Below are 20,834 nucleotides of genomic sequence, written 5' to 3'. Positions count from 1 at the left end.
CCCGTTGTTGCCCCTTTGCTCTGCACCCGTGGGTGCACCACGCGGCGCGCGACACGCGGCCGCCACCGGGTGGCGCATCCGCGGGTGCAGAGCAAAGGCGGCGGACATGGAAGCGGCGGCCACGGCGGGGGGAGAGGTCCGACCCGGCCGCGGGACGTCCGCCGTCCGGACCGTTCGAGGCGCAGAGGAGTACGCGTGACACCCGAGGAGATCCTGGCCGCTGACCGGGCGCACGTCTGGCACCCGTACGCCGCGTTGCCGCCGGCCAACCCGCCCTACGTGGTGCGCGGCGCCGAGGGGGTACGGCTCACCCTGGCCGACGGGCGGGAGCTGGTGGACGGGATGTCGTCCTGGTGGGCGGCGATCCACGGGTACCGGCACCCGGTGCTCGACGCGGCGGTGACCGACCAGCTCGGCCGGATGAGCCACGTGATGTTCGGCGGGCTCACCCACGAACCGGCGGTACGGCTGGCCCGAAGCCTGGTCGAGCTGACCCCGGACGGCCTGGAGCACGTGTTCCTGGCCGACTCCGGCTCGGTCAGCGTCGAGGTGGCGGTGAAGATGTGCCTGCAGTACCAGCGGGCCGTCGGGCGGCCCCAGCGGCGCCGGCTGGCGACCTGGCGGGGTGGCTACCACGGCGACACCTTCCATCCGATGAGCGTCTGTGACCCGGAGGGCGGGATGCACCACCTGTGGGGCGACGTGCTGCCCCGGCAGGTGTTCGCCCCGGTGCCGCCGGGCGGTTTCACCGATCCGCCCGACGACGGGTACGTGGCGGCGCTGGTGGAGACGGTCGAGCGGCATGCCGACGAGTTGGCCGCCGTGATCGTCGAGCCCGTCGTCCAGGGCGCCGGCGGGATGCGCTTCCACCACCCGGGTTACCTGCGGGTGCTGCGCGAGGTGACCCGCGCGCACGGGATTCTGCTGATCTTCGACGAGATCGCCACCGGGTTCGGCCGTACCGGCGAGATGTTCGCCGCCGGGCACGCCGGGGTGACGCCGGACGTGCTCTGTGTGGGCAAGGCACTGACCGGCGGCTACCTCACGCTCGCGGCCACCCTGTGCACCGCGGAGGTCGCCCGGGGCATCTCGGCGACCGGTGTGCTGGCGCACGGGCCCACGTTCATGGGCAACCCGTTGGCCTGCGCGGTGGCGAACGCCTCCATCGGGCTGCTGCGGGCCGGAGACTGGGCCGGGCAGGTCGCCAGGGTCGGCGCCGGCCTGCGCGCCGGTCTGGAGCCTCTGCGCGGCATGCCGGGCGTGGCCGACGTACGGGTCCTCGGCGCGATCGGCGTGGTCCAGCTCGATCACGAGGTCGACCTCGGCGCGGCGACGGCTGCCGCGGTCGCCCAGGGGGTGTGGCTGCGCCCGTTCCGCGACCTGATCTACACCATGCCGCCGTACGTCACCGACGATGCCGACGTGGCCCGGATCGCTACCGGCGTGGCGGCGGCGGTGGCGGCTGGCTGAGTCGGCCCGGCCACCGGGTCGACGGGTTACCCGGGCGGGTCAGCCGCCCGGACGAGAAGAGGGGAACACTCCGATGGAGAGCTTCGGTACCCGGCTGCACCGGGCGATCACCGAGCGGGGCCCACTCTGTGTGGGCATCGACCCGCATCCGGGTCTGCTGGCTCAGTGGGGCCTCCCGGACGACGTTGAGGGGCTCGACCGGTTCAGCCGAACCGTGGTGGAAGCCCTCGGTGACCGGGTTGCGGTAGTCAAGCCTCAGTCGGCCTTTTTCGAGCGGTTCGGGTCCCGAGGTGTGGCGATTCTTGAGTCAACTATCCGACAGTTACGGGATGCCGGCTCGCTCGTTCTGCTCGACGTCAAGCGCGGCGACATCGGCTCGACGGTGAGCGCGTACGCCGCCGCGTACCTTGATCCATCCAGCCCCGTGTATGTCGACGCGGTCACCGCGAGCCCCTACCTCGGGGTCGGTTCGCTGGCGCCGATGTTCGAACTGGCTGCCGAGCACGGCGGCGGCGTGTTCGTGCTGGCCCTCACCTCCAACCCCGAGGGTGCCGCTGTGCAGCGGGCCGTCACGGCCGACGGCCGCACCGTGGCGCAAACCGTGATCGACGAGATTTCCCAGCTCAACAGGGGTGCGTCCCCACTCGGGAGCTTCGGTCTGGTGGTCGGCGCGACCATCGGTGACACCGGTCACGACCTCTCCGGTGTGGGCGGCCCACTGCTCGCTCCGGGGCTCGGCGCACAGGGTGCCGGTGCGGCCGATCTGCGGACCGTCTTCGGTTCGAGCCTCGCCTCGGTGCTCCCGTCGTACTCCCGGGAAGTGCTCTCGGCCGGCCCTGATGTGGCCGCGTTGCGGGCCGCCGCGGACCGCGTTCTGGTCGACTGCCGGGCCGTTCTGCCTGCCCGGTGACTGACTGACGGGTCGGTCACTCTACGGTGATCATGCGGCCCCCACGTTGCCGAAAGCTCCGTTGGCCGCTAGTTTTCCCCGCGCTGGGAACCATGGACCCCTTGGTTCACAGCGACACCACGTTTCACAGATGCGGCGGTGCGCCCCGCCCGCCGCGATAGGGACCTGAGGAGAACTGGTGCCGCTCCCGTCACTGACCCCCGAACAACGCGCTGCCGCGCTCGAGAAGGCCGCGGAGATCCGCAAGGCCCGTGCTCAGCTGAAGGAGCAGCTCAAGCAGGGCAAGACCACCCTCGGTGCTGTCCTCGAGCGGGCCGAGAGCGACGACGTCGTTGGCAAGCTCAAGGTGTCGGCCGTCCTGCAGGCCATGCCGGGCATCGGCAAGATCCGGGCTACCCAGATCATGGAGAAGCTCAAGATCGCCGACAGCCGTCGCCTGCGTGGCCTCGGCGAGCAGCAGCGCAAGGCACTGCTTGGAGAGTTCGCCGCCAACTGAACCTGGCAGCGTGTAGAAACAAGCAGTGAGCACGGATGACGAGGCGCGCCCGGCGGCTCGGCTCACTGTCCTGGCTGGACCTTCGGGTTCCGGCAGGGAGAGTGTCGTCGAGCTTGTCCGGGCGCGTTCTCCGTCCGTGTGGATCCCGGTCGCGGCAACCACCAGGCCGCGCCGGGAGTCGGAGATCGACGGGGTGGACCGCGTCTTCCTCGCCCCCGCCGAGTTCGATCGACGGATCGTCGACGGCGAGCTGCTGGAGTGGTCCCGGATCGGTTCGCACCGCCGGGGCACCCCGTACCCACCGCTGCGCGCCCGGCTCGACGCCGGGCAGCCGGTGCTGCTCCCGCTCGACCTGCGCGGCGTCCCGCTGGTCCGGGCGCGCCTGCCCGATGCCCGGCTGGTGTTGCTGAGCCCACCCGGGTACGCGCCCGACGCCACGGTGGCCGCCACCGTCGCGTACGCGCTGACCCACGACCACACCGAACGGGTGGTTGAGGAGCTGGTAGGCTTACTCGGTTCTTCTTATCCGGATCCGGCCTGGTCACGCGTGCGTGGCTGACGGTCGGCCGCCGTTGAGACTCAGCACCGCGTCCGCGCGGCTCGAAAGACGCAGAGGTTAATTCGTGGGATCCATCGCCAACCCCGAAGGCATCACCAACCCGCCGATCGACGAGCTCCTCGAGAAGACGACGTCGAAGTACGCGCTGGTCATCTTCGCCGCCAAGCGCGCGCGCCAGGTCAACGCCTACTACAGCCAGCTCGGTGAGGGTCTGCTGGAGTACGTCGGCCCGCTCGTCGAGACCACCCCGCAGGAGAAGCCCCTCTCCATCGCCATGCGCGAGATCAACTCGGGCCTGCTCACCGCCGAGCCGACCGACCAGCCGTAAGCCCCCGCTGGCCGATGTCCGCCTCGATCGTCCTCGGGGTCGGTGGCGGCATCGCCGCCTACAAGGCGTGCGAGCTGCTGCGACTCTTCACCGAATCGGGTCACCGGGTTCGGGTGGTGCCAACCGCGTCGGCGCTCCGCTTCGTTGGAGCGCCGACCTGGGCCGCGCTCTCCGGTCAACCGGTCGCCGACGACGTCTGGACCGACGTCCACGAGGTGCCCCACGTCCGGCTCGGTAAGCAGGCCGACCTGGTGGTGGTCGCGCCGACCACCACCGACCTGCTCGCCAAGGCCGCCCACGGCCTCGCCGACGACCTGCTGACCAACACCCTGCTGACCGCCCGTTGCCCGGTCCTGCTGGCCCCGGCCATGCACACCGAGATGTGGGAGCACCCCGCCACAGTGGCGAACGTGGCCACGTTGCGCTCCCGTGGGGTCCGGGTCATCGAGCCCGCCGTCGGCCGGCTCACCGGCGCCGACACCGGCAAGGGCCGGCTGCCCGACCCGGCGGAGATCTTCGCCGTCGCCGGTCGGCTGCTGGCCCGTGGCGACTCCGCCCCCGCCGACCTGGCCGGTCGCCGGGTGGTGGTCACCGCCGGTGGCACCCGTGAGCCTCTCGACCCGGTGCGTTTTCTGGGCAACCGCTCGTCGGGCAAGCAGGGGTACGCGTTCGCCCGCGCGGCTGTCGCCCGGGGTGCCCGGGTCACCGTGATCTCGGCCAACGTCGGCCTCGCCGACCCGGCCGGGGTCGACCTGATCCGGGTGGGCACCACCGCCGAGTTGCGGGAGGCGACAGTCAAGGCCGCCGTCGAGGCCGACGCGGTGGTGATGGCGGCGGCGCCAGCCGATTTCCGGCCCGCGACGTACGCGACTGGCAAAATCAAGAAGTCGGACGACGGTGTCGCACCCACCATCGAGCTCGTCACGAACCCGGACATCGCGGCGGAGCTCGGCCAGCGCAAACGGCCAGGGCAGGTGCTGGTGGTGTTCGCCGCCGAGACCGGCGACGCCGAGGCCAACGGTAGGGCGAAACTCGCCCGCAAGCGGGCCGACCTGATCGTGGTCAACGAGGTCGGTCCGGACCTGGTCTTCGGTGCCGACACCAACACGGTGACGGTCATCGGCGCGGACGGCTCGGTCAGCCGGTTGCCCGAGCAGGCCAAGGAAGCTGTGGCCGACGCCGTGTGGGATCTCGTCGTCGCGCGGCTGCCTGGCCGCTCCTGACGGGTGGAACAGAGCACAACCGAACCCGACACGGACCGCAGTGGTGATTAAACTTCCGCGGAACGACTTCATACGCTTAGGGAGTGCCGTGACACGCCGTCTCTTCACGTCCGAATCGGTCACGGAAGGCCACCCGGACAAGATCGCTGACCAGATCAGCGATGGCATCCTCGATGCGCTGCTGACCGAGGACCCCCACAGCCGCGTGGCAGTGGAAACCATGATCACCACCGGTCAGGTGCACATCGCCGGTGAGGTGACCACCAAGGCGTACGCCGACATCCCGACGATCGTCCGCCGGACCATCCTCGACATCGGCTACGACTCGTCGAAGAAGGGCTTCGACGGTGCCTCCTGCGGGGTCAGCGTCTCCATCGGTGCGCAGTCCGAGGACATCGCGCAGGGTGTGGACAACGCCTTCGAGTTGCGCACCGGAGCTTCGGAGAGCGCGCTGGACGCGCAGGGCGCCGGCGACCAGGGCATGATGTTCGGCTTCGCCTGCTCGGAGACGCCCGAGCTGATGCCGCTGCCGATCGCGCTCGCGCACCGGCTGGCCCGCCGCCTCTCGGCGGTGCGCAAGGACGGCACGATCCCGTACCTGCGGCCGGACGGCAAGACCCAGGTCACCATCGAGTACGAGGGGCTGCGTCCGGTCCGGTTGAACACCGTCGTGGTGTCCAGCCAGCACGCCGCCGACATCTCGCTGGACTCGCTGCTCACCCCGGACGTGCGCGACCACGTGATCGCCCCGGAGCTGGAGAGCCTCGGCCTGGACACCGACGGCTACCGGCTGCTGGTCAACCCGACCGGCCGCTTCGAGATCGGCGGCCCGATGGGCGACGCCGGACTGACCGGCCGCAAGATCATCGTCGACACCTACGGCGGGTACGCCCGCCACGGTGGCGGCGCGTTCTCCGGCAAGGACCCGTCCAAGGTGGACCGCTCGGCCGCGTACGCGATGCGCTGGGTGGCCAAGAACGTGGTCGCCGCCGGTCTGGCCGAGCGGTGCGAGGCGCAGGTGGCCTACGCCATCGGCAAGGCGCACCCGGTGAGCCTGTTCATCGAGACGTTCGGCACCGAGACCGTGCCCGTCTCCTCGATCGAGAAGGCCGTCACCGAGGTGTTCGACCTGCGTCCGGCCGCGATCATCCGGGACCTCAACCTGCTCCGCCCGATCTACCAGCAGACCGCCGCGTACGGCCACTTCGGCCGGGAGCTGCCGGACCTGACCTGGGAGAGCACCGACCGGGCCGCCGACCTCAAGTCGGCCGCGGGAGCCTGACCGCCACCAAGCGCAGCGACCGGCGACCCGCGGACGGGTCGCCGGTCGCGCGCGTCTGCGTGGACGTCGGACTGGCGCACCTGGACCGGCCGTTCGACTACCTGGTGCCGGCGGAGCTGGACGAGGTGGCGGTGCCCGGTACGCGGGTGAAGGTGCGCTTCGCCGGGCAACTCGTCGACGGGTGGCTGCTGTCGCGCGCCGACGACTCCGGGCACACCGGCCGTCTCGCGTACCTGGAGAAGGTGGTCTCCCCGGAGCCGGTGCTGGCCCCGGAGGTCGCCCGGCTGGCCCGGGCGGTCGCCGACCGGTACGCGGGCAGCCTCGCCGACGTGCTCCGGCTCGCCGTGCCGCCCCGGCACGCGCGGGTGGAGAAGGAGCCCCACGACGAGCCGCCCACCCCGGCGGCCCCCATCGGAGCGGTCGACCCGCGCGGGTGGCGCGACTACCCGACCGGTCCGGCTCTGCTGCGGGCGCTCGCCGACGGCCGGGCGCCCCGCGCGGTCTGGTCGGCGCTGCCCGGTGAGGACTGGGCGGCCCGGTACGCCGACGCGGTGGCGGCCACCGTCGCCGGTGGGCGCGGGGCCGTGGTCGTGGTGCCCGACGCGCGTGACCTCGACCGTCTCGACGCGGCGCTCACCGGCGTCCTCGGCCCGGGGCGGCACGTCAGCCTCTCCGCCGCGCTCGGCCCGGCCCGGCGGTACCGGGCGTTCCTCGCCGCTCGCCGTGGCCAGGTGCCGGTGGTGATCGGCACCCGGGCGGCGATGTTCGCCCCGGTGGCCCGGCTCGGCCTCGTCGCCGTCTGGGACGACGGTGACGACCTGCACTCCGAGCCCCGGGCGCCCTACCCGCACGCCCGCGACGTGCTGCTCACCCGCGCCCACCTCGCCGAGGCCGGCGCGCTGGTCGGCGGGTACGCCCGGACGGCCGAGGCGCAGTTGCTGGTGGAGACCGGTTGGGCCCCGGAGGTGGTCGCCGACCGGGCCACCGTACGGGCGCGGATCCCGGCCATCGCGCCGACCGGGGACGACCCGCAACTGGCCCGCGACCCCGGGGCCGCCACCGCCCGGCTGCCCAGCCTGGCCTGGACGGCTGCCCGCGACGCGCTCCGCCAGGACCTGCCGGTGCTGGTGCAGGTGCCCCGCCGCGGCTACGTCCCGTCGATCTCCTGCGCCGAGTGCCGCACCCCGGCCCGCTGCGCGCACTGCGCCGGCCCGCTCGCGCTGCCCTCGGCCAGTGGTACCCCGGCCTGCCGGTGGTGCGCTCGGGTGGCGGCCGCGTACGCCTGCCCGGAGTGCGGTGGGCGGCGGCTGCGGGCCGCGGTGACCGGCGCCCGGCGGACCGCCGAGGAGCTGGGCCGGGCGTTCCCCGACGTGCCGGTGCGCACCTCGGGGCGCGAGGAGGTGTTGACCGACGTGCCAGGCGGCGCGGCCCTGGTGGTGGCCACCCCGGGCGCCGAGCCGGTCGCCGAGGGCGGCTACGGCGCGGTGCTGCTGCTCGACTCGTGGGCCCTGCTGACCCGGGCCGACCTGCGCGCCGGCGAGGAGTCGCTGCGCCGCTGGTTGGCGGCGGCGGCGCTGGCCCGCCCGGCGCCGGCCGGTCGGGTGGTGGTGGTCGCCGACGGCGCGCTCGCCCCCGTGCAGGCGCTGCTGCGCTGGGACGCCGGCTGGTTCGCCGGTCGGGAGCTGGCCGAGCGCCGCGAGTTGGGCTTCCCGCCGGCCGTGCGGATGGCGAGCGTCACCGGGGTGGCCGAGGCGGTGGCGGACCTGCTGGCGGCGGCTCGGCTGCCGGACGACGCCGAGGTGCTCGGGCCGGTGCCGGCCGAGGAGGGCCGGGAACGGATGTTGGTCCGGGTGCCCCGGGCCCGCGCCGCAGCGCTCGCCGAGGCGTTGCACTCGGCCGCCGGTGTCCGGGCCGCTCGCAAGGCCGCCGATCCGGTTCGTCTCCAGGTCGATCCGCTCAGCCTGTTCTGAGGTGTTTCGGCCGGTACTGACGGTCGCGGACCTCACCCGCTGACGGGGGCCCTCGCACACCGCGTCCGGCAAAGCGGTGGCGTCCGAGTGGTAGCATCGCCCGTCATGCCAAGGCGTACGACGGGCTCCAGGTTTCGAGGGGGCGTCAGCCACGCCGAGCTGGGGCCGTCGCGGGATGGCGCGACGATGGCGGGAACGCGTCAGTCGGGCGCGAGGTCGATGATGTCAATGAGCCGGTGATCAGGGGTGGACCAGTCGTGACCGTTGGACAATCGATCGTCTTCAACGGCGACCTCGGCAGCGGCAAGAGCACCGTGTCGGTCGAGATCGCGAAGCGGCTCGGCATGCGCCGGGTCAGCGTGGGGGACCTCTACCGGGAGATGGCGCAGCAGCGGCAGATGACCGCGCTGCAGCTCAACCTTCACGCCGAGCTGGATCAGGCCGTCGACGGCTACGTGGACCAGCTCCAGCGGGACATTGCCGCCTCCGGTGAGCCCCTCATCATGGACTCCCGGCTGGCGTGGCACTTCTTCACCGACGCGCTCAAGGTGCACATGATCACCGAGCCGGGCGAGGCGGCCCGCCGGGTGCTCGCCCGCCCCTCCGGGCCGGCCGAGAGCTACGCCTCGCTGGAGGAGGCCAAGGCCAAGCTCCGGGAGCGCAGCGCCAGCGAGCGCAGTCGGTTCATCATCCGGTACGGGGTGGACAAGGCCCGGCTGCGTAACTATGACCTGATCTGCGACACCACCCGGGCGTCCGCCGCCGAGGTGATCGAACACATCGTGGCCGCGTACGAGGGCACGCTCGGCGCCGAGGTGCTGCGCGACGGCCCTCCGCTACTGCTGCTGGACCCGGCCCGGGTCTACCCGACCGAGGACATCGCCACCCTGCGTGGTCTGTGGGACACCGACTTCGTCGGTGGGGTGGCCGAGGCCGGCGACGAGGCCCTCGAACCGCTGAAGATCGGGTTCACCGGCGAGTACTTCTTCGTCGTCGACGGCCATCGCCGCCTCAGTGCCGCTCTGCAGAACGGGTTCTCCCTGGTCCCCGCCCAGCTGGTCGCCGAGGTCGACGAGCCGGTGGTGGGCGGGATGACGGCGATCGACTACTTCGCCGCCCAGGTGCGCCCCGGCCTGATCTACGACTGGGAGGCGGCTCACAAGATCCAACTGCCGCTGCCCGAGCCGGCGTTGCTCCGCGGCGACGCGGTGCTCGCGGGGGACCCGGCCGCCGGCGTCTGAGCGAGGCCGGGCCGACGCGCGGGGTACGCGCGCCGGCCCGGCCACCGAGTCGTACGGCGGATAGCTGGTACGGCTCAGCCGAGGACGACACCCGAGGCGCCGACGCCGGCCATGCCGGAGAAGATGTCCTCGTAGTAGAACCGCCAGGCGCAGACCCGGCCGGCGGGGCGGTAGCCGGTACAGCCCGTCGACGTGAAGGTGTCGTCGATGGCGGTGTTGGTGCCGGTGGCCCAGACCTGGAGGGTGTTCGCCGCGTTCACGATCTCCACCGGGCCGCCGCTGTCACCCTGGCCGACGGCGTTGGCGCCGGTGGTGTTCTCCGCCTGGACCTGACCGCAGACCTGGCCGAAGTCGCGCACGTTGATGCACAGATTGCGGGCCTTCACCTGGATCGAGCAGCGGGTGCCGGAGTACGCGCCGGAGGTGCACACCCAGTTGCCGACCTGGCTGGCCGACGCGCCGATCACCTGGTTGCTGAACTCACTGACCACCCTGCCCTGCGCGTCGGTGCTGTTGTTGAAGACCCGGCCGCCCGAGGCGCCGGACAGCAGCAGGGTGTCGGTGCCGGCGTTGCGGGTGCCGACGATGCCCATCGACTGCCCGGTCGGGTCGGTCGCGGCGTTGTTGATGTTGCCGCAGTGCGCGGCGGAGAGGATCCGCGCGGACCCGCCCTGGAAGACCCCGAAGCCGGTCGAGCAGCCGCCGCCGGTGGTGGCGTTGCGCCAGGCGGCACCGCCCCACCACGGCGCCGTGTCGTCCCATCGGGTCGCCGGCGCGGCGGCGACCTTGGTCTGCACGGTCACCGGCACACCGGCCAGCGCGGTAGCACCGAGCAGCCCGTCCTGCGTGCCGACGAGCAGGCCGGCGCCGTCGGCGCGCGGCCCCACCGTGGTGATCTTGTCACCGGCGGAGGCCCGCAGCCGGTCGGCCGCGGCCATGAGTTCCCGCTGCGAGTACGCGGCGGGCAGCACCTGGGTGGCGACGGTGGCCCGGGCGTTGGCCACCAGGTTGGCCGGCGGCTCACCCTTCCAGTAGACCTGGAGGTGGCGGGTGGTGGGGTCGGCGACGATGCCGGCGAAGCCGGAGTTGACGCTGCGCTGCGCCGCGTTCGTGATCTGGGCGGCGGCGTTGTTCATGCGCTGCTGCACCCGGAGCAGCTCGGACCAGGAGGCGAAGCCGCCGGGCACCGGCGTGCTGTCGATGAACGATCCGGTGGCGGGGGCCTTGCCCCCGGGTGCGGCGGTGGCCGGTGTGGCGGTCAGGCCGGCGGCGAGCAGCGTGAGACTGATCGCGGTGACGGCGACGCGACGCAGCATCGCCACGGGGCGCCGGGTGGTCGGGTGTGGACGGATCATCGGGTACCTCTTCCCCCAGGGGTCGTGGAGCGGGCCGTGCCCGCACCAGGACGGTGGCAGGGGCGTCGACGCCATGGGGCGGATCCTGGACGGGACTGGACACCGCTGGACACTGTTGGACGGGGCGACTGTCCGTAGTGGAACTGTCATACATTGGCAGCCGTCTATCGATCGGCGTAGGGCCGGAATTACCCTGCCCGTGCGCATCCGGGGGGCCGGATGACCGGGGTGGGGGTCGCATGTCTGAGCAGTGGATACCGTCCGGCACTCATCAGACGTCACACGGGTCAGCCGAGCTGGTCCGCGTCTGCACCGAGACGCAGACACTGCCCGAGCTGGCCGGGTTGCTGCGCCAGCTGCGCCGCCGCGAAGCCCGGCAACAGGGCGAGACCCTGCTGACGTACCGACAGTTGGCCGCGAAGACCGGCTGGTCACGCGGGATCATCGGCGAGTATTTCGCCGGCAACATCCTGCCGCCACCGGAGCGGTTCGACGTCCTCATCCGACTGCTCGGGGCCAGCCCCGCCGAACAGGGGGTGCTGGCCACCGCGCGGGACCGGGTCGAAGAGCGACGCCGACGCCCGAACCGGGAGCACGCGACCAGCGGGCGGGCGGTCGCGCGGGCCGGGGTCGGCGGCCCGCGCGCCGGCACCACGTCCCCCCGGTTCCCGATACCCCGCCAGTTGCCCCCGGCGCTGCCCGGGTTCGTCGGGCGGGCGACCCAACTCGCCCAGCTCGAGGCCGAATGCGCTCGCGCCGTGGCACCCGGGAACGAGGGCATGGCGTCGGTCACCGTCATGACGTTGTCCGGTACGGCCGGGGTCGGCAAGACGACCCTCGCTGTCAACTTCGCGCACCGGGTCGCCGACCGCTTCCCGGACGGCCAGCTCTACGTCGACCTGCGCGGGTTCGACGCCACCGGATCGGTGGTGACGGCCGTCGAGGCGGTCCGAGGTTTCCTGGAGGCCCTCGAGGTACCGCCCGAACGCATCCCCACCCACCTGCCCGCGCAGGTGGGCCTCTACCGCAGCCTGCTCGCCGGCCGCCGGATGCTGGTGCTGCTGGACAACGCCCGCGACGCCGACCAGATCCGACCCCTGCTGGTCGGCAGCCCGAACTGCCTGGTCCTGGTGACAAGCCGCAACCGGCTCGTCGGGCTGATCGCGGCCGAGGGCGCCCGGCCGATCGGCGTCGACCTGCTCAGCACCGCCGAGGCCTGGCAACTGTTGGCCCGGAGGCTCGGCACGGACCGGTTGGCGGCCGAGCCACAGGCGGTGGACGAGATCATCGAGCGGTGTGCGCGGCTGCCGCTGGCGCTGGCCGTGCTCGCCGCGAGAGGTGCGGAGAAGCCGACGTTCCCGCTGGCCACCCTCGCCGCCGAACTGCGGGCGGCGCCGCGACCACTCGACTCGTTCGACGGAGGGGACGCCGGCACCGACGTGCAGGCCGTCTTCTCCTGGTCGTACCGGAGCCTGACCCCGGCGGCGGCCCGCCTGTTCCGGCTCTTCGGCTGCCATCCCGGACCGGACATCGGGTTCGCCGCGGCGGCCAGTCTGGCCGGGCTGCCCCGGGCCCAGGTGCCCCGACTGCTGGCCGAGCTGGCCCACGCGCACCTCGTCACCGAGCACGCCCCCGGTCGGTTCGGCGCGCACGACCTGCTCCGGGCGTACGCGGCCGAGCAGGTCGAACGTCTCGAACCGGGGCAGGCCAGGCGGGCCGCGATCCGGCGTGGGCTGGACCACTACCTGCACACCGCCCACGCGGCGGCACTGCTGCTGCAACCGGGTCGGGACCCGGTCACCCTCACCGCCGCTGCGCCGGGTGTGCTGCCCGAGGAGATCACCGACCTCGGTCAGGCGCTCGCCTGGTTCAGCGTCGAGTATCCGGTGCTGCTCGCGGCCGTCGCCCACGCGAGGCGGGCCGGGTTCGACGGTCACGCGTGGCAACTGGCCTGGACCCTGGTGGACTTCCTGCAACGCCGGGGGCGGTGGCCGGACCTGGCCGTGGCCCAGCGCAACGCCCTGGCCGGGGCGCAGCGGGCCGGCGACCGACCCGGGCAGGCGAACGCCCACCGCGACCTCGCCAGGGTGCTGTCCCGGCTGGGCCGGGTGAACGAGGCGGCGAGAAACTACCGGCAGGCCCTGGCGATCTTCGCGGAGCTGAACGACCACACCGGGCAGGCGCGCACCCACCGGGCGTTCGGCGCGATGCTCGACGGGCTCGGCCGGCACGCCGAGTCCCTGGAGCAGAGCGAGCGGGCCCTGGCGCTGTACCGGGCCGCCGGGCACGTCGCCGGGGAGGCCAGCGCCCGCAACGCGGTCGGGTGGGCGTACGCCCAGCTCGGCCGGTACGAGCCGGCGCTCGGGCACTGCCGGGAGGCGTTGGCGCTGCTGCGGACGACAGGGGACCGGCACGGCGAGGCGAACACCTGGGACAGCCTCGGCTTCATCCACGCCCGACTGGCTGACCACCCGGCGGCGATCCGCTGTTTCCAGCGGGCCCTCGGGCTGTATCGGCGGGTCAGCGACCGCTACGACGAGGCGGACACCCTGTCCCGGCTCGGCGAGAGCCGGCAGGCGGTGGGGGACGCGGCCGGCGCCGCGCGTACCTGGCGGCGGGCCCTGGTCATCCTCGACGATCTCGGCCACCCGGACGCCGAGCGGGTGCGGGAGTTGTTGGCCGGGCAGTCCGGGCAGTCCGCCGGTGACGCTGGGCACACCGGCGGTGGTTGAGCGAGGTGCGCCGCCCGGCGTCCGGCCGGGCACTCCGTAGACTGGTACGGCACCGCTCGTCCATTCGAAGAAGGAGCCGTCCCGCGTGACCGTCCAGCCCATCCGTCTGTTTGGGGATCCGGTGCTGCGCACGCCGGCCGATCCGGTGGTCGATTTCGACGCCGAGCTACGTCGGCTCGTCGCCGACCTCACCGACACGATGCGTGAGCAGAACGGCGCCGGCCTGGCCGCGCCGCAGCTCGGTGTGAGCCTGCGGGTGTTCACCTTCGACGTCGACGACGTCCTCGGGCACCTGATCAACCCGGTGCTGGAGTTCCCCGACGAGGAGGAGCAGGACGGCCCGGAGGGCTGCCTGTCCATCCCCGGGCTCTACTTCGACACCAAGCGTCGGCAGAACGTCATCGCCAAGGGCTTCAGCTCGTTCGGCGACCCGATGCAGATCGTCGGCACCGGCCTGATGGCGCGCTGCGTGCAGCACGAGACCGACCACCTCGACGGGGTGCTCTTCCTGGACCGACTGGACCCGGAGGGGCGCAAGGAAGCCATGAAGGCGATTCGCCAGGCCGAGTGGTACGACGCGGCGGCCCCGCCCACGGTCAAGCTCAGCCCGCACATCAGCGACCCGTTCGGTCTGGGGCGCTGACCCGGATGCGCGTGATCTTCGCCGGTACGCCGGCCGTCGCCGTTCCCGCCCTGGCCGCCGTCGCCGCCTCCCGACACGAGCTGGTGGCCGTTGTCACCCGGCCCGACGCGCCCGCCGGGCGTGGACGGGGCCTGTCCCGCTCACCGGTCGGCGAGTGGGCCGACGAGCACGGCGTCGAGGTGCTCACCCCGGCCCGTCCCCGCGACCCGGAGTTCCTCGACCGGCTTCGCGAGCTGGAGCCGGCCTGCGTGCCGGTGGTCGCCTACGGCGCGCTGGTGCCGCCGGCGGCCCTGGAGATCCCCCGGCACGGCTGGATCAACCTGCACTTCTCCCTGCTGCCCGCCTGGCGTGGCGCCGCGCCCGTGCAGCACGCCGTGCTGCACGGTGACGAGCTGACCGGGGCCAGCGTCTTCCAGCTGGAGGAGGGCCTGGACACCGGCCCGGTCTACGGCACGCTGACCGACGAGATCCGCGCCACCGACACCTCCGGGGACCTGCTGGGAAGGCTCGCCGACTCCGGCGCCGGGCTGCTGGTGGCGGTGCTCGACGCGATCGACGAGGGCACCGCCCGGGCCGAGCCGCAGCCGGCCGACGGGGTGTCGCTGGCGCCGAAGCTGACAGTGGACGACGCGCGGGTGCGCTGGAGCGACCCGGCCTTCGCCGTGGACCGGCGGATCCGGGCCTGCACGCCCGCGCCGGGCGGCTGGACGACGTTCCGCGACGAGCGGGTGAAGCTCGGCCCGGTCGTCCCGGTGCCCGACGGCCCCGAGCTCAAGCCGGGGGAGTTGCTGGTGGAGAAGTCACGGGTGCTGGCCGGCACGGCCACAGTGCCGGTACGTCTCGGCGAGGTCCGGGCCGCGGGCAAGCGGGCGATGAACGCGACCGACTGGGCGCGCGGCGTCCGGGTCGGCACTGGAGAGGACTTCGCGTGACGGCACCGGAGGGAACCCGACCGACGCGCTCCGGCCCGTCGACCAGCCGTGGCGGGGACCGCCGCCCGGTCCGGCCACCGATGGACCGGCCGCGCCGCGCCGCGTACGAGGCGGTGGCGGCGGTGCACCGGGACGACGCGTTCGCCAACCTGGTGCTGCCCATCATCCTGCGGGAGGAGGGGCTGTTCGGTCGGGACGCGGCCTTCGCCACCGAGCTGACCTACGGCACCCTGCGCCACCTGGGCACGTTGGACGCGATCCTGACCGACGCGGCCGGCCGGGACGTGGCCCGGATCGACCCGCCGGTACGCGACGCGCTGCGGCTCGGGGCGTACCAGCTCCTGCACACCCGGGTGCCGCCGCACGCCGCGGTCTCGTCGACTGTGGACCTGGTCCGTTCGGTCGCACCGGGCGCTACCGGTTTCGCCAACGCGGTGCTGCGCGAGGTGTCCACCCGTGACGCGGACGCCTGGGTGGCGAAGCTCGCACCGCCGAGGGAGACCGACCCGGTCGGGCACCTCGCGTTGGCGTACAGCCACCCGCAGTGGATCGTGCGGGCCTTCTCCGAGGCGCTCGGTGGCGATCTGGGTGAGACGGAGCGCCTCCTGATCGAGGACAATGAGCGCCCGCCGGTGCACCTGGCCGCCCGGCCCGGCCTGATCGACCCGGTCGAGCTGGCCGACCAGGTCGGCGGCGCGCCCGGTGCTTTCTCGCCGTACGCCGTCTATCTTCCCGGCGGCTCGCCGGGCGACATCCCGGCGGTGGTCGACGGCCGGGCCCACGTCCAGGACGAGGGCTCCCAGTTGGTGGCCGCCGCGCTCGCCGACGCGCCGCTGGACGGCCCGGACGGACGTTGGCTGGACCTGTGCGCCGGCCCGGGTGGCAAGGCCGGGTTGCTCGGCGCGCTGGCCGCGCAGCGCGGTGCCCGGGTGACGGCTGTGGAGGTGGCCGAGCACCGCGCTCGGCTGGTCTCCCTGGCGACCCGGGACCTGCCGGTGGCTGTGCTGACCATGGACGGCCGTGAGGTCGGTGGCGACCCGAAACTGCCGGAGCAGCACTTCGACCGGGTGTTGGTCGACGCGCCGTGTACCGGACTGGGGTCGCTGCGTCGTCGGCCGGAGTCACGCTGGCGTCGCCAGCCGTCCGATCTGCCGCCGCTGACCCGGCTGCAACGGGAACTGCTCGGCGCGGCGCTGCGGGCGGTCCGCCCGGGTGGCCTGGTCGCCTATGTGACCTGTTCGCCGCACACCGTCGAGACCCACGTGACGGTGACCGAGGCGGCCCGCCGTAGCGGGGTTCCGGTGGACTTCGTGGACGCCCGCCCGCTGCCGCCGGCCGGCATGCCCGGTCTCGGTGACGGGCCGACAGTGCAGCTCTGGCCACACCGCCACGGCACCGACGCGATGTTCCTCGCCGTCCTGCGCCGAGGCTGACCCGTTCCACGCGTCCGGCCGGTCAGCCGACCGGCCGGACGCGTGCGCTCACCCTCTGCGCGACCGGGCTTCCGCAGGCCTAGGTGACCGGGAGGCCTAGGTGACCGGGAGGCCCTTGGTGCCGGCGTTCTTCATCGAGCGGGTCAGGTTCCGGTCGGAGATCCAGAGGAAGCACTGCACGCCCCGGTTCCCGTTGCGCCATTCTTCCTCGTACGGCTGGTAGTAGATCGTGCCGGCGCGGAAGTCGAGCTGGGAGTTGTCCGGGACCTTGGCGTACTTGGCGATCATCGTCTGGCAGGCCCGGTGGGTCCGCTTGGTGCCGCGGGTGAACTCGGCGTAGCTGGTGTCCGGCGCCTGCCAGACCCCGACGAACTCGGCGTGGTGCTTGGCCGTGCAGGAAACCGGCACCATCTCGTCGATGTCGTCCTTGACCAGCTTCGGGTTGAAGCAGCGGTACGCCAGCGGGGCCGGCCCGGACAGCGCGCCCCGGAGGCTGCCGGTGCGCAGGTCGACAGCGGTGTCGTCGATGCTGGCGATCTCGGTGACGTCGCAGCGGTACCAGCGGGCGCCGCCCGACCAGGCCTGCGGCGACGGCAGGACGACGGTCAGGCCGAGCCGCCCGGAACGCCAGTCGGCCCCCACCGCCTTGTTGACCGCCGTGTCGCACCCGGTCTGCGCGGCCCGCATGCCGGCCGAGCCGGGCTGCGGGGGCGTGCCGGCCTCGGCGCCCGGACCGGTGAGGGTGCCCACGTGCATGGTCTCCACCCGGTGCGCCTCGGTGCACGCCGTCGGGTTGTAGCCGGTCAGGAAGCCGACCTGCTGGGAGCTCTGGTGGCAGATGTCGGCGGAGGGGACGAACTGCTGCGCCGCGACAGGCGCCGGCCAGTCGTCGGTGAGGTCACTGTCGACTCCGGCGGGTGCGCCGCACCCGGCCAGCGCCAAGGCCAGCGCCCCACCCCCGGCGAACGCCGCCAACCACCGTCGCATCCCGACCTCCCGCCGCTGCTGGCCTCCGACCGGACCCAGCCGGTCGATTGCGCCACGGCGCAGCAGCATACGGCACCGATGCTCAGATCGCGGGCAGTCCCTCCGGGCCGACGTCGCGCATCGAGCGGGTGAGTTTGCGGTCGTCGCTCCACAGGAAACAGCGCACCCCACGGTCGCCCTCCTCCCACTCCCGCTGCGACGGCGGGTAGTAGATGGACCCGGCCCGGTACGGCAGCTCGCTGTTGTTGGGTACCGCCGCGTACTCGGCGATCAGCGCCATGCAGCGCCGGTGCGCCTGCTCGGCGGACTTGGCGAACTCCGCCCAGCTGATGTCCCGCTCGTCGTAGACGCCCACGAACTCGGCGCGGTGCGGCTCGGTGCAGAGCACCGGCGCCATGTAGTTGAGGTTGTCGCCGATCAGTTTGGGGTCGAAGCAGCGGTGCGTCAGGGGCGTGTCGCCGATCAACGCGCCGCGCAGGCTGCCGGTGCGGTTGACCGGGCGGGTGTTGTCGATGCTGCCGGTCTCGCTGAGGTCGCAGCGGTACCAGCGGGCGCCGCCGGCCCAGGCGGGCGCGGACGGCAAGGCGAGGGACAGCGCGAGTCGGGCCGTGTGCCAGTCGCCGCCGAGCACCTCCCGGGCCCGCTGGTCGCATTCGGCGCGAGCTGTGCGCAGCGCCTGCGATCCGGGTTCCGGTCGGGCCTCGGTCAGCGCGTCGGGCCCGACGAAGGTGCCGACGTGGATGGCCTCGGCCAGGTGGTTGCGCGCGCAGTCCACCGTCTCGTACGTGCTGGCCTGCACGACAGTGGCGATCCGTGGCAGGCAGGTGTCGGTGGCGGGGGTGAACGGTTTGGGAACCCGCAGCGTCGGCCAGTCGTCGGTGAGATCACCGTCCGCGCCTCGCGCCGGCGCGCAGCCGGCCAGCAGCATCGTCGTGACGCTGGCCAGCGCCAGCGCTGGAAGCCACCGTCGCATCGTCCGCCCTCCCGGGAGCTGGCGGCCGGTCGCCGCGCCCCGCGGCGAGACCCCGGCGGGCGTGCAGCTTACGGCACCGTCCCGGTTGGAGTGTCGTCGCGTTTCCGTCGATCGGCCAGTGGCTGATATCTGTTCGTCCGGATTCGGGGGCCCGGAGCGTCCAATTCTGCACCAATGGTCACTGCTGGGTCACAGGGCGTCCCCAAAGGTGCCGCGATGCGGGTGGCGGGTGGCCACGTTCGTACACTGGCCCCGTGACCGTACCGCCGCCGATCGTCGCGCCGAGCATCCTGGCCGCCGATTTCTCCCGCCTCGCCGAAGAGGTCCGTGCCGTCGAGGACGCCGCGGACTGGTTGCACGTCGACGTGATGGACAACCATTTCGTGCCGAACCTGACCATTGGGCTGCCCGTGGTGCAGAGCCTGCGGGCTGTCACGGCGATGCCCTTCGACGTGCACCTGATGATCGAGGACCCGCGCCGGTGGGCCCCCGGGTACGCCGACGCCGGGGCGTACAACGTCACCTTCCACGCGGAGGCGTCCGACGACCCGGTGGCGCTCGCCAAGGACCTGCGCTCGGCAGGCGCGAAGGCGGGCCTGGCCATCGACCGGGACACTCCGATCGAGCCCTACCTGGACCTGCTGCCCAGCTTCGACACCCTGCTGATCATGACGATCAAGGCGGGCTTCGGTGGGCAGCGGTTCATTCCGCAGCTCCTGGAGAAGGTGCGGACGGCCCGGCGGCACGCGTCGGCCGGGCACCTGGAGCTGCGCATCGAGGTGGACGGCGGGATCGCCGCCGACACCATCGAGCAGGCGGCGGCGGCCGGCGCCGACGCGTTCGTGGCCGGCACCGCCGTGTACGGGGCCGCCGATCCGGCGGAGGCGGTACGGCACCTGCGGGCACTGGCGGAACGCGCGGCGCCCGGGGCCTGAGGTGGAGCCCGAGGCCGACCGCAAGGACATCATTCTCGTCGTGGACGACGACGAGGACATCGCCCGGTTCGTCGAGTTCAACCTGCGGCTGCACGGCTTCGAGGTGATTCACGCCAGCGACGGCCAGGAGGCCCTGGAGGTCATCGAGCGCCAACGGCCGGACCTGGCGGTGGTCGACCTCATGATGCCCCGGATCGACGGGTTGGAGCTGACCCGCCGGTTGCGCGCCGACCCGATGACGTCCGCCCTTCCGGTGATCATGCTGACCGCCAAGGGGATGACCGTCGACAAGGTGCACGGGCTCAGCGCCGGCGCCGACGACTACCTGGTCAAGCCGTTCGACACCGCCGAGCTGGTGGCCCGGGTCTCATCCACGCTGCGCCGGAACAAGGAGTTCCGGGAGGTTTCCCCGCTGACCGGGCTGCCCGGCAACAGCCGGATCCGTCGGGAGATCAGCGATCGGGTCCGCAACGGCGTGGACTACGCCGTCGGCTACGTCGACATCGACCGGTTCAAGAGCGTGAACGACAGGTACGGCTTCGTGCGCGGCGACGACTTCATCTCCGCGCTGGCCCGCAGCCTGCACCGGGCGGTGGTGGGCGTCGGGCTGCCACCGGCCTTCCTCGGTCACGTCGGCGGCGACGACTTCGTCATCGTCTGCGCCCCGGACCAGGTGCGCCCACTGACGTCCCGGGCGGTCGTCGACTTCGAGAACGCCGCCGACACGCTCTACGACCAGACCGACCGGGAGCGTGGCTTCGTCGAGTTGAAGGATCGACGCGGCAATATCCGGCGGGCGGCCCTGGTCACGCTCTCCATCGGGGTGTCCCTCTCCGACGCCGGCAAGCGGTTCACCGACCCGCTCGAAGCGATCGCGGTGGCCTCGGAGATGAAGACGGTGGCCAAGAGTCAACCGGGCTCGTACGTGGCGGTGGACCGGCGTCGAGGCGTCACCTGAGCGTGATAACGCTGTGAAGTAGCTCGCCTAGGTGGCGACGGAGGCGGATCGGCGTGTAAGACTTCCCGTGTACCCACCACGCGCTGGCGGGACTCGGTGAAATTCCGAACCGGCGGTGATCCACGGTTTGACCGTGGTCAGCCCGCGACCCGGACGGCTCTGCCGTCCGGTGGACCTGGTGAAAATCCGGGGCCGACGGTTGGGGGCGGTTCGTCCGCGCCCAGAAAGTCCGGATGGGAGACAGCGCGCGGGACGGACGGGTCCGAGCCGGCCGCTGGCTTCAGCGTGCCGTGCCGACCCCCCGGGGCGGCTGTGCCGTTCCCGGAATCCGCCACCGCCTGCCCGTGGCCCCATGGCCACCGCCTCCCTGACCGCCAGCGCGCGGACGGCGAGTGAGAGGGCAGGGG

The 20,834-nt window shown here is 72.7% G+C and carries 18 protein-coding genes and 1 riboswitch; of the genes, 15 read left to right on the top strand and 3 right to left on the bottom strand.

Annotated features, from left to right (window positions below; all coding sequences use genetic code 11):
• Positions 1 to 195 precede the first annotated feature (195 nt).
• The 9 genes from AB0B68_RS14835 to AB0B68_RS14795 all read left to right on the top strand — a co-directional run bounded on the left by AB0B68_RS14835 (position 196) and on the right by AB0B68_RS14795 (position 9,479).
• Entirely contained in the window at positions 196 to 1,470 is a 1,275-nt protein-coding gene (locus AB0B68_RS14835) for an adenosylmethionine--8-amino-7-oxononanoate transaminase (RefSeq protein WP_357260331.1), read from the top strand.
• A 73-nt stretch (positions 1,471 to 1,543) separates the two neighbouring features.
• The gene (gene pyrF, locus AB0B68_RS14830; protein ID WP_357196230.1) at positions 1,544 to 2,380 is read left to right on the top strand and encodes an orotidine-5'-phosphate decarboxylase; all 837 of its coding nucleotides are present in this window, start codon (positions 1,544 to 1,546) and stop codon (positions 2,378 to 2,380) included.
• Between the two features lie 178 nt (positions 2,381 to 2,558).
• Positions 2,559 to 2,876, top strand: coding sequence for an integration host factor, actinobacterial type (gene mihF / locus AB0B68_RS14825; RefSeq protein WP_030335662.1), 318 nt, complete (start codon positions 2,559 to 2,561; stop codon positions 2,874 to 2,876).
• Positions 2,877 to 2,901: 25 nt separating this feature from the next.
• A complete protein-coding gene (locus AB0B68_RS14820) occupies positions 2,902 to 3,435 on the top strand; it encodes a guanylate kinase (RefSeq protein WP_355009192.1) in 534 nt (177 codons plus the stop codon).
• Between the two features lie 64 nt (positions 3,436 to 3,499).
• Complete coding sequence (rpoZ, locus tag AB0B68_RS14815; protein WP_030335666.1) at positions 3,500 to 3,763, top strand: DNA-directed RNA polymerase subunit omega; 264 nt, start codon at positions 3,500 to 3,502, stop codon at positions 3,761 to 3,763.
• Between the two features lie 14 nt (positions 3,764 to 3,777).
• Complete coding sequence (gene coaBC, locus AB0B68_RS14810) at positions 3,778 to 4,986, top strand: bifunctional phosphopantothenoylcysteine decarboxylase/phosphopantothenate--cysteine ligase CoaBC (RefSeq protein ID WP_112641759.1); 1,209 nt, start codon at positions 3,778 to 3,780, stop codon at positions 4,984 to 4,986.
• An 88-nt stretch (positions 4,987 to 5,074) separates the two neighbouring features.
• Positions 5,075 to 6,268, top strand: a complete 1,194-nt coding sequence (gene metK, locus AB0B68_RS14805; protein ID WP_091401916.1) for a methionine adenosyltransferase — start codon at positions 5,075 to 5,077, stop codon at positions 6,266 to 6,268.
• 59 nt (positions 6,269 to 6,327) lie between these two features.
• The gene (locus AB0B68_RS14800; RefSeq protein WP_357260328.1) at positions 6,328 to 8,238 is read left to right on the top strand and encodes a primosomal protein N'; all 1,911 of its coding nucleotides are present in this window, start codon (positions 6,328 to 6,330) and stop codon (positions 8,236 to 8,238) included.
• A gap of 257 nt (positions 8,239 to 8,495) precedes the next feature.
• Positions 8,496 to 9,479 carry an AAA family ATPase gene (locus AB0B68_RS14795; RefSeq protein WP_355009189.1) on the top strand — a complete coding sequence of 328 codons (984 nt, stop codon included), beginning with the start codon at positions 8,496 to 8,498 and terminating at the stop codon, positions 9,477 to 9,479.
• 74 nt (positions 9,480 to 9,553) lie between these two features.
• Here the strand turns inward: AB0B68_RS14795 and AB0B68_RS14790 are convergent, their stop codons facing one another.
• Entirely contained in the window at positions 9,554 to 10,834 is a 1,281-nt protein-coding gene (locus AB0B68_RS14790) for a hypothetical protein (RefSeq protein WP_357260325.1), read from the bottom strand.
• 239 nt (positions 10,835 to 11,073) lie between these two features.
• On the opposite strand from AB0B68_RS14790, the gene AB0B68_RS14785 reads away from it, so the two are divergent.
• The 4 genes from AB0B68_RS14785 (at position 11,074) to AB0B68_RS14770 (ending at position 16,574) form a co-directional block, all read left to right on the top strand.
• Positions 11,074 to 13,566: a tetratricopeptide repeat protein gene (locus AB0B68_RS14785; RefSeq protein WP_357260322.1), complete on the top strand. Its 2,493-nt coding sequence runs from the start codon at positions 11,074 to 11,076 to the stop codon at positions 13,564 to 13,566.
• An 85-nt stretch (positions 13,567 to 13,651) separates the two neighbouring features.
• Positions 13,652 to 14,209, top strand: a complete 558-nt coding sequence (def, locus tag AB0B68_RS14780; RefSeq protein WP_357189739.1) for a peptide deformylase — start codon at positions 13,652 to 13,654, stop codon at positions 14,207 to 14,209.
• 5 nt (positions 14,210 to 14,214) lie between these two features.
• Positions 14,215 to 15,141: a methionyl-tRNA formyltransferase gene (gene fmt, locus AB0B68_RS14775; RefSeq protein ID WP_357204704.1), complete on the top strand. Its 927-nt coding sequence runs from the start codon at positions 14,215 to 14,217 to the stop codon at positions 15,139 to 15,141.
• Between the two features lie 80 nt (positions 15,142 to 15,221).
• Positions 15,222 to 16,574, top strand: a complete 1,353-nt coding sequence (locus tag AB0B68_RS14770) for a transcription antitermination factor NusB (protein ID WP_357260423.1) — start codon at positions 15,222 to 15,224, stop codon at positions 16,572 to 16,574.
• A 96-nt stretch (positions 16,575 to 16,670) separates the two neighbouring features.
• Here AB0B68_RS14770 and AB0B68_RS14765 read toward each other — a convergent pair whose 3' ends face one another.
• Both AB0B68_RS14765 and AB0B68_RS14760 read right to left on the bottom strand, forming a co-directional pair.
• On the bottom strand, positions 16,671 to 17,561 hold the full coding sequence (locus AB0B68_RS14765; protein ID WP_357260319.1) for a septum formation family protein: 891 nt from the start codon (positions 17,559 to 17,561) through the stop codon (positions 16,671 to 16,673).
• 82 nt (positions 17,562 to 17,643) lie between these two features.
• Positions 17,644 to 18,534, bottom strand: coding sequence for a septum formation family protein (locus AB0B68_RS14760; RefSeq protein ID WP_357204700.1), 891 nt, complete (start codon positions 18,532 to 18,534; stop codon positions 17,644 to 17,646).
• 254 nt (positions 18,535 to 18,788) lie between these two features.
• Here AB0B68_RS14760 and rpe point away from each other — a divergent pair, with 254 nt between their 5' ends.
• Together rpe and AB0B68_RS14750 are read left to right on the top strand one after the other, a co-directional pair.
• A complete protein-coding gene (gene rpe / locus AB0B68_RS14755; protein WP_357204699.1) occupies positions 18,789 to 19,469 on the top strand; it encodes a ribulose-phosphate 3-epimerase in 681 nt (226 codons plus the stop codon).
• 1 nt (position 19,470) lies between these two features.
• The gene (locus tag AB0B68_RS14750; RefSeq protein ID WP_238686775.1) at positions 19,471 to 20,427 is read left to right on the top strand and encodes a response regulator; all 957 of its coding nucleotides are present in this window, start codon (positions 19,471 to 19,473) and stop codon (positions 20,425 to 20,427) included.
• A gap of 78 nt (positions 20,428 to 20,505) precedes the next feature.
• Positions 20,506 to 20,676: riboswitch (FMN riboswitch) on the top strand.
• Positions 20,677 to 20,834 lie beyond the last annotated feature (158 nt).

It is taken from the genome of Micromonospora sp. NPDC049049, assembly GCF_040649115.1.
GTDB lineage: Bacteria > Actinomycetota > Actinomycetes > Mycobacteriales > Micromonosporaceae > Micromonospora.
This window is presented reverse-complemented; position numbering and strand designations above follow the sequence as displayed.

What these genes read in the sequence shown, in the direction of transcription:
- pyrF (WP_357196230.1), top strand. Translation starts at nt 1,544, where the DNA reads ATGGAGAGCTTCGGTACCCGGCTGCACCGGGCGATCACCGAGCGGGGC.
- coaBC (WP_112641759.1), top strand. Translation starts at nt 3,778, where the DNA reads ATGTCCGCCTCGATCGTCCTCGGGGTCGGTGGCGGCATCGCCGCCTAC.
- AB0B68_RS14790 (WP_357260325.1), bottom strand. Translation starts at nt 10,834, where the DNA reads ATGATCCGTCCACACCCGACCACCCGGCGCCCCGTGGCGATGCTGCGT.
- AB0B68_RS14785 (WP_357260322.1), top strand. Translation starts at nt 11,074, where the DNA reads ATGTCTGAGCAGTGGATACCGTCCGGCACTCATCAGACGTCACACGGG.
- fmt (WP_357204704.1), top strand. Translation starts at nt 14,215, where the DNA reads ATGCGCGTGATCTTCGCCGGTACGCCGGCCGTCGCCGTTCCCGCCCTG.
- AB0B68_RS14770 (WP_357260423.1), top strand. Translation starts at nt 15,222, where the DNA reads ATGGACCGGCCGCGCCGCGCCGCGTACGAGGCGGTGGCGGCGGTGCAC.
- AB0B68_RS14765 (WP_357260319.1), bottom strand. Translation starts at nt 17,561, where the DNA reads ATGCGACGGTGGTTGGCGGCGTTCGCCGGGGGTGGGGCGCTGGCCTTG.
- AB0B68_RS14760 (WP_357204700.1), bottom strand. Translation starts at nt 18,534, where the DNA reads ATGCGACGGTGGCTTCCAGCGCTGGCGCTGGCCAGCGTCACGACGATG.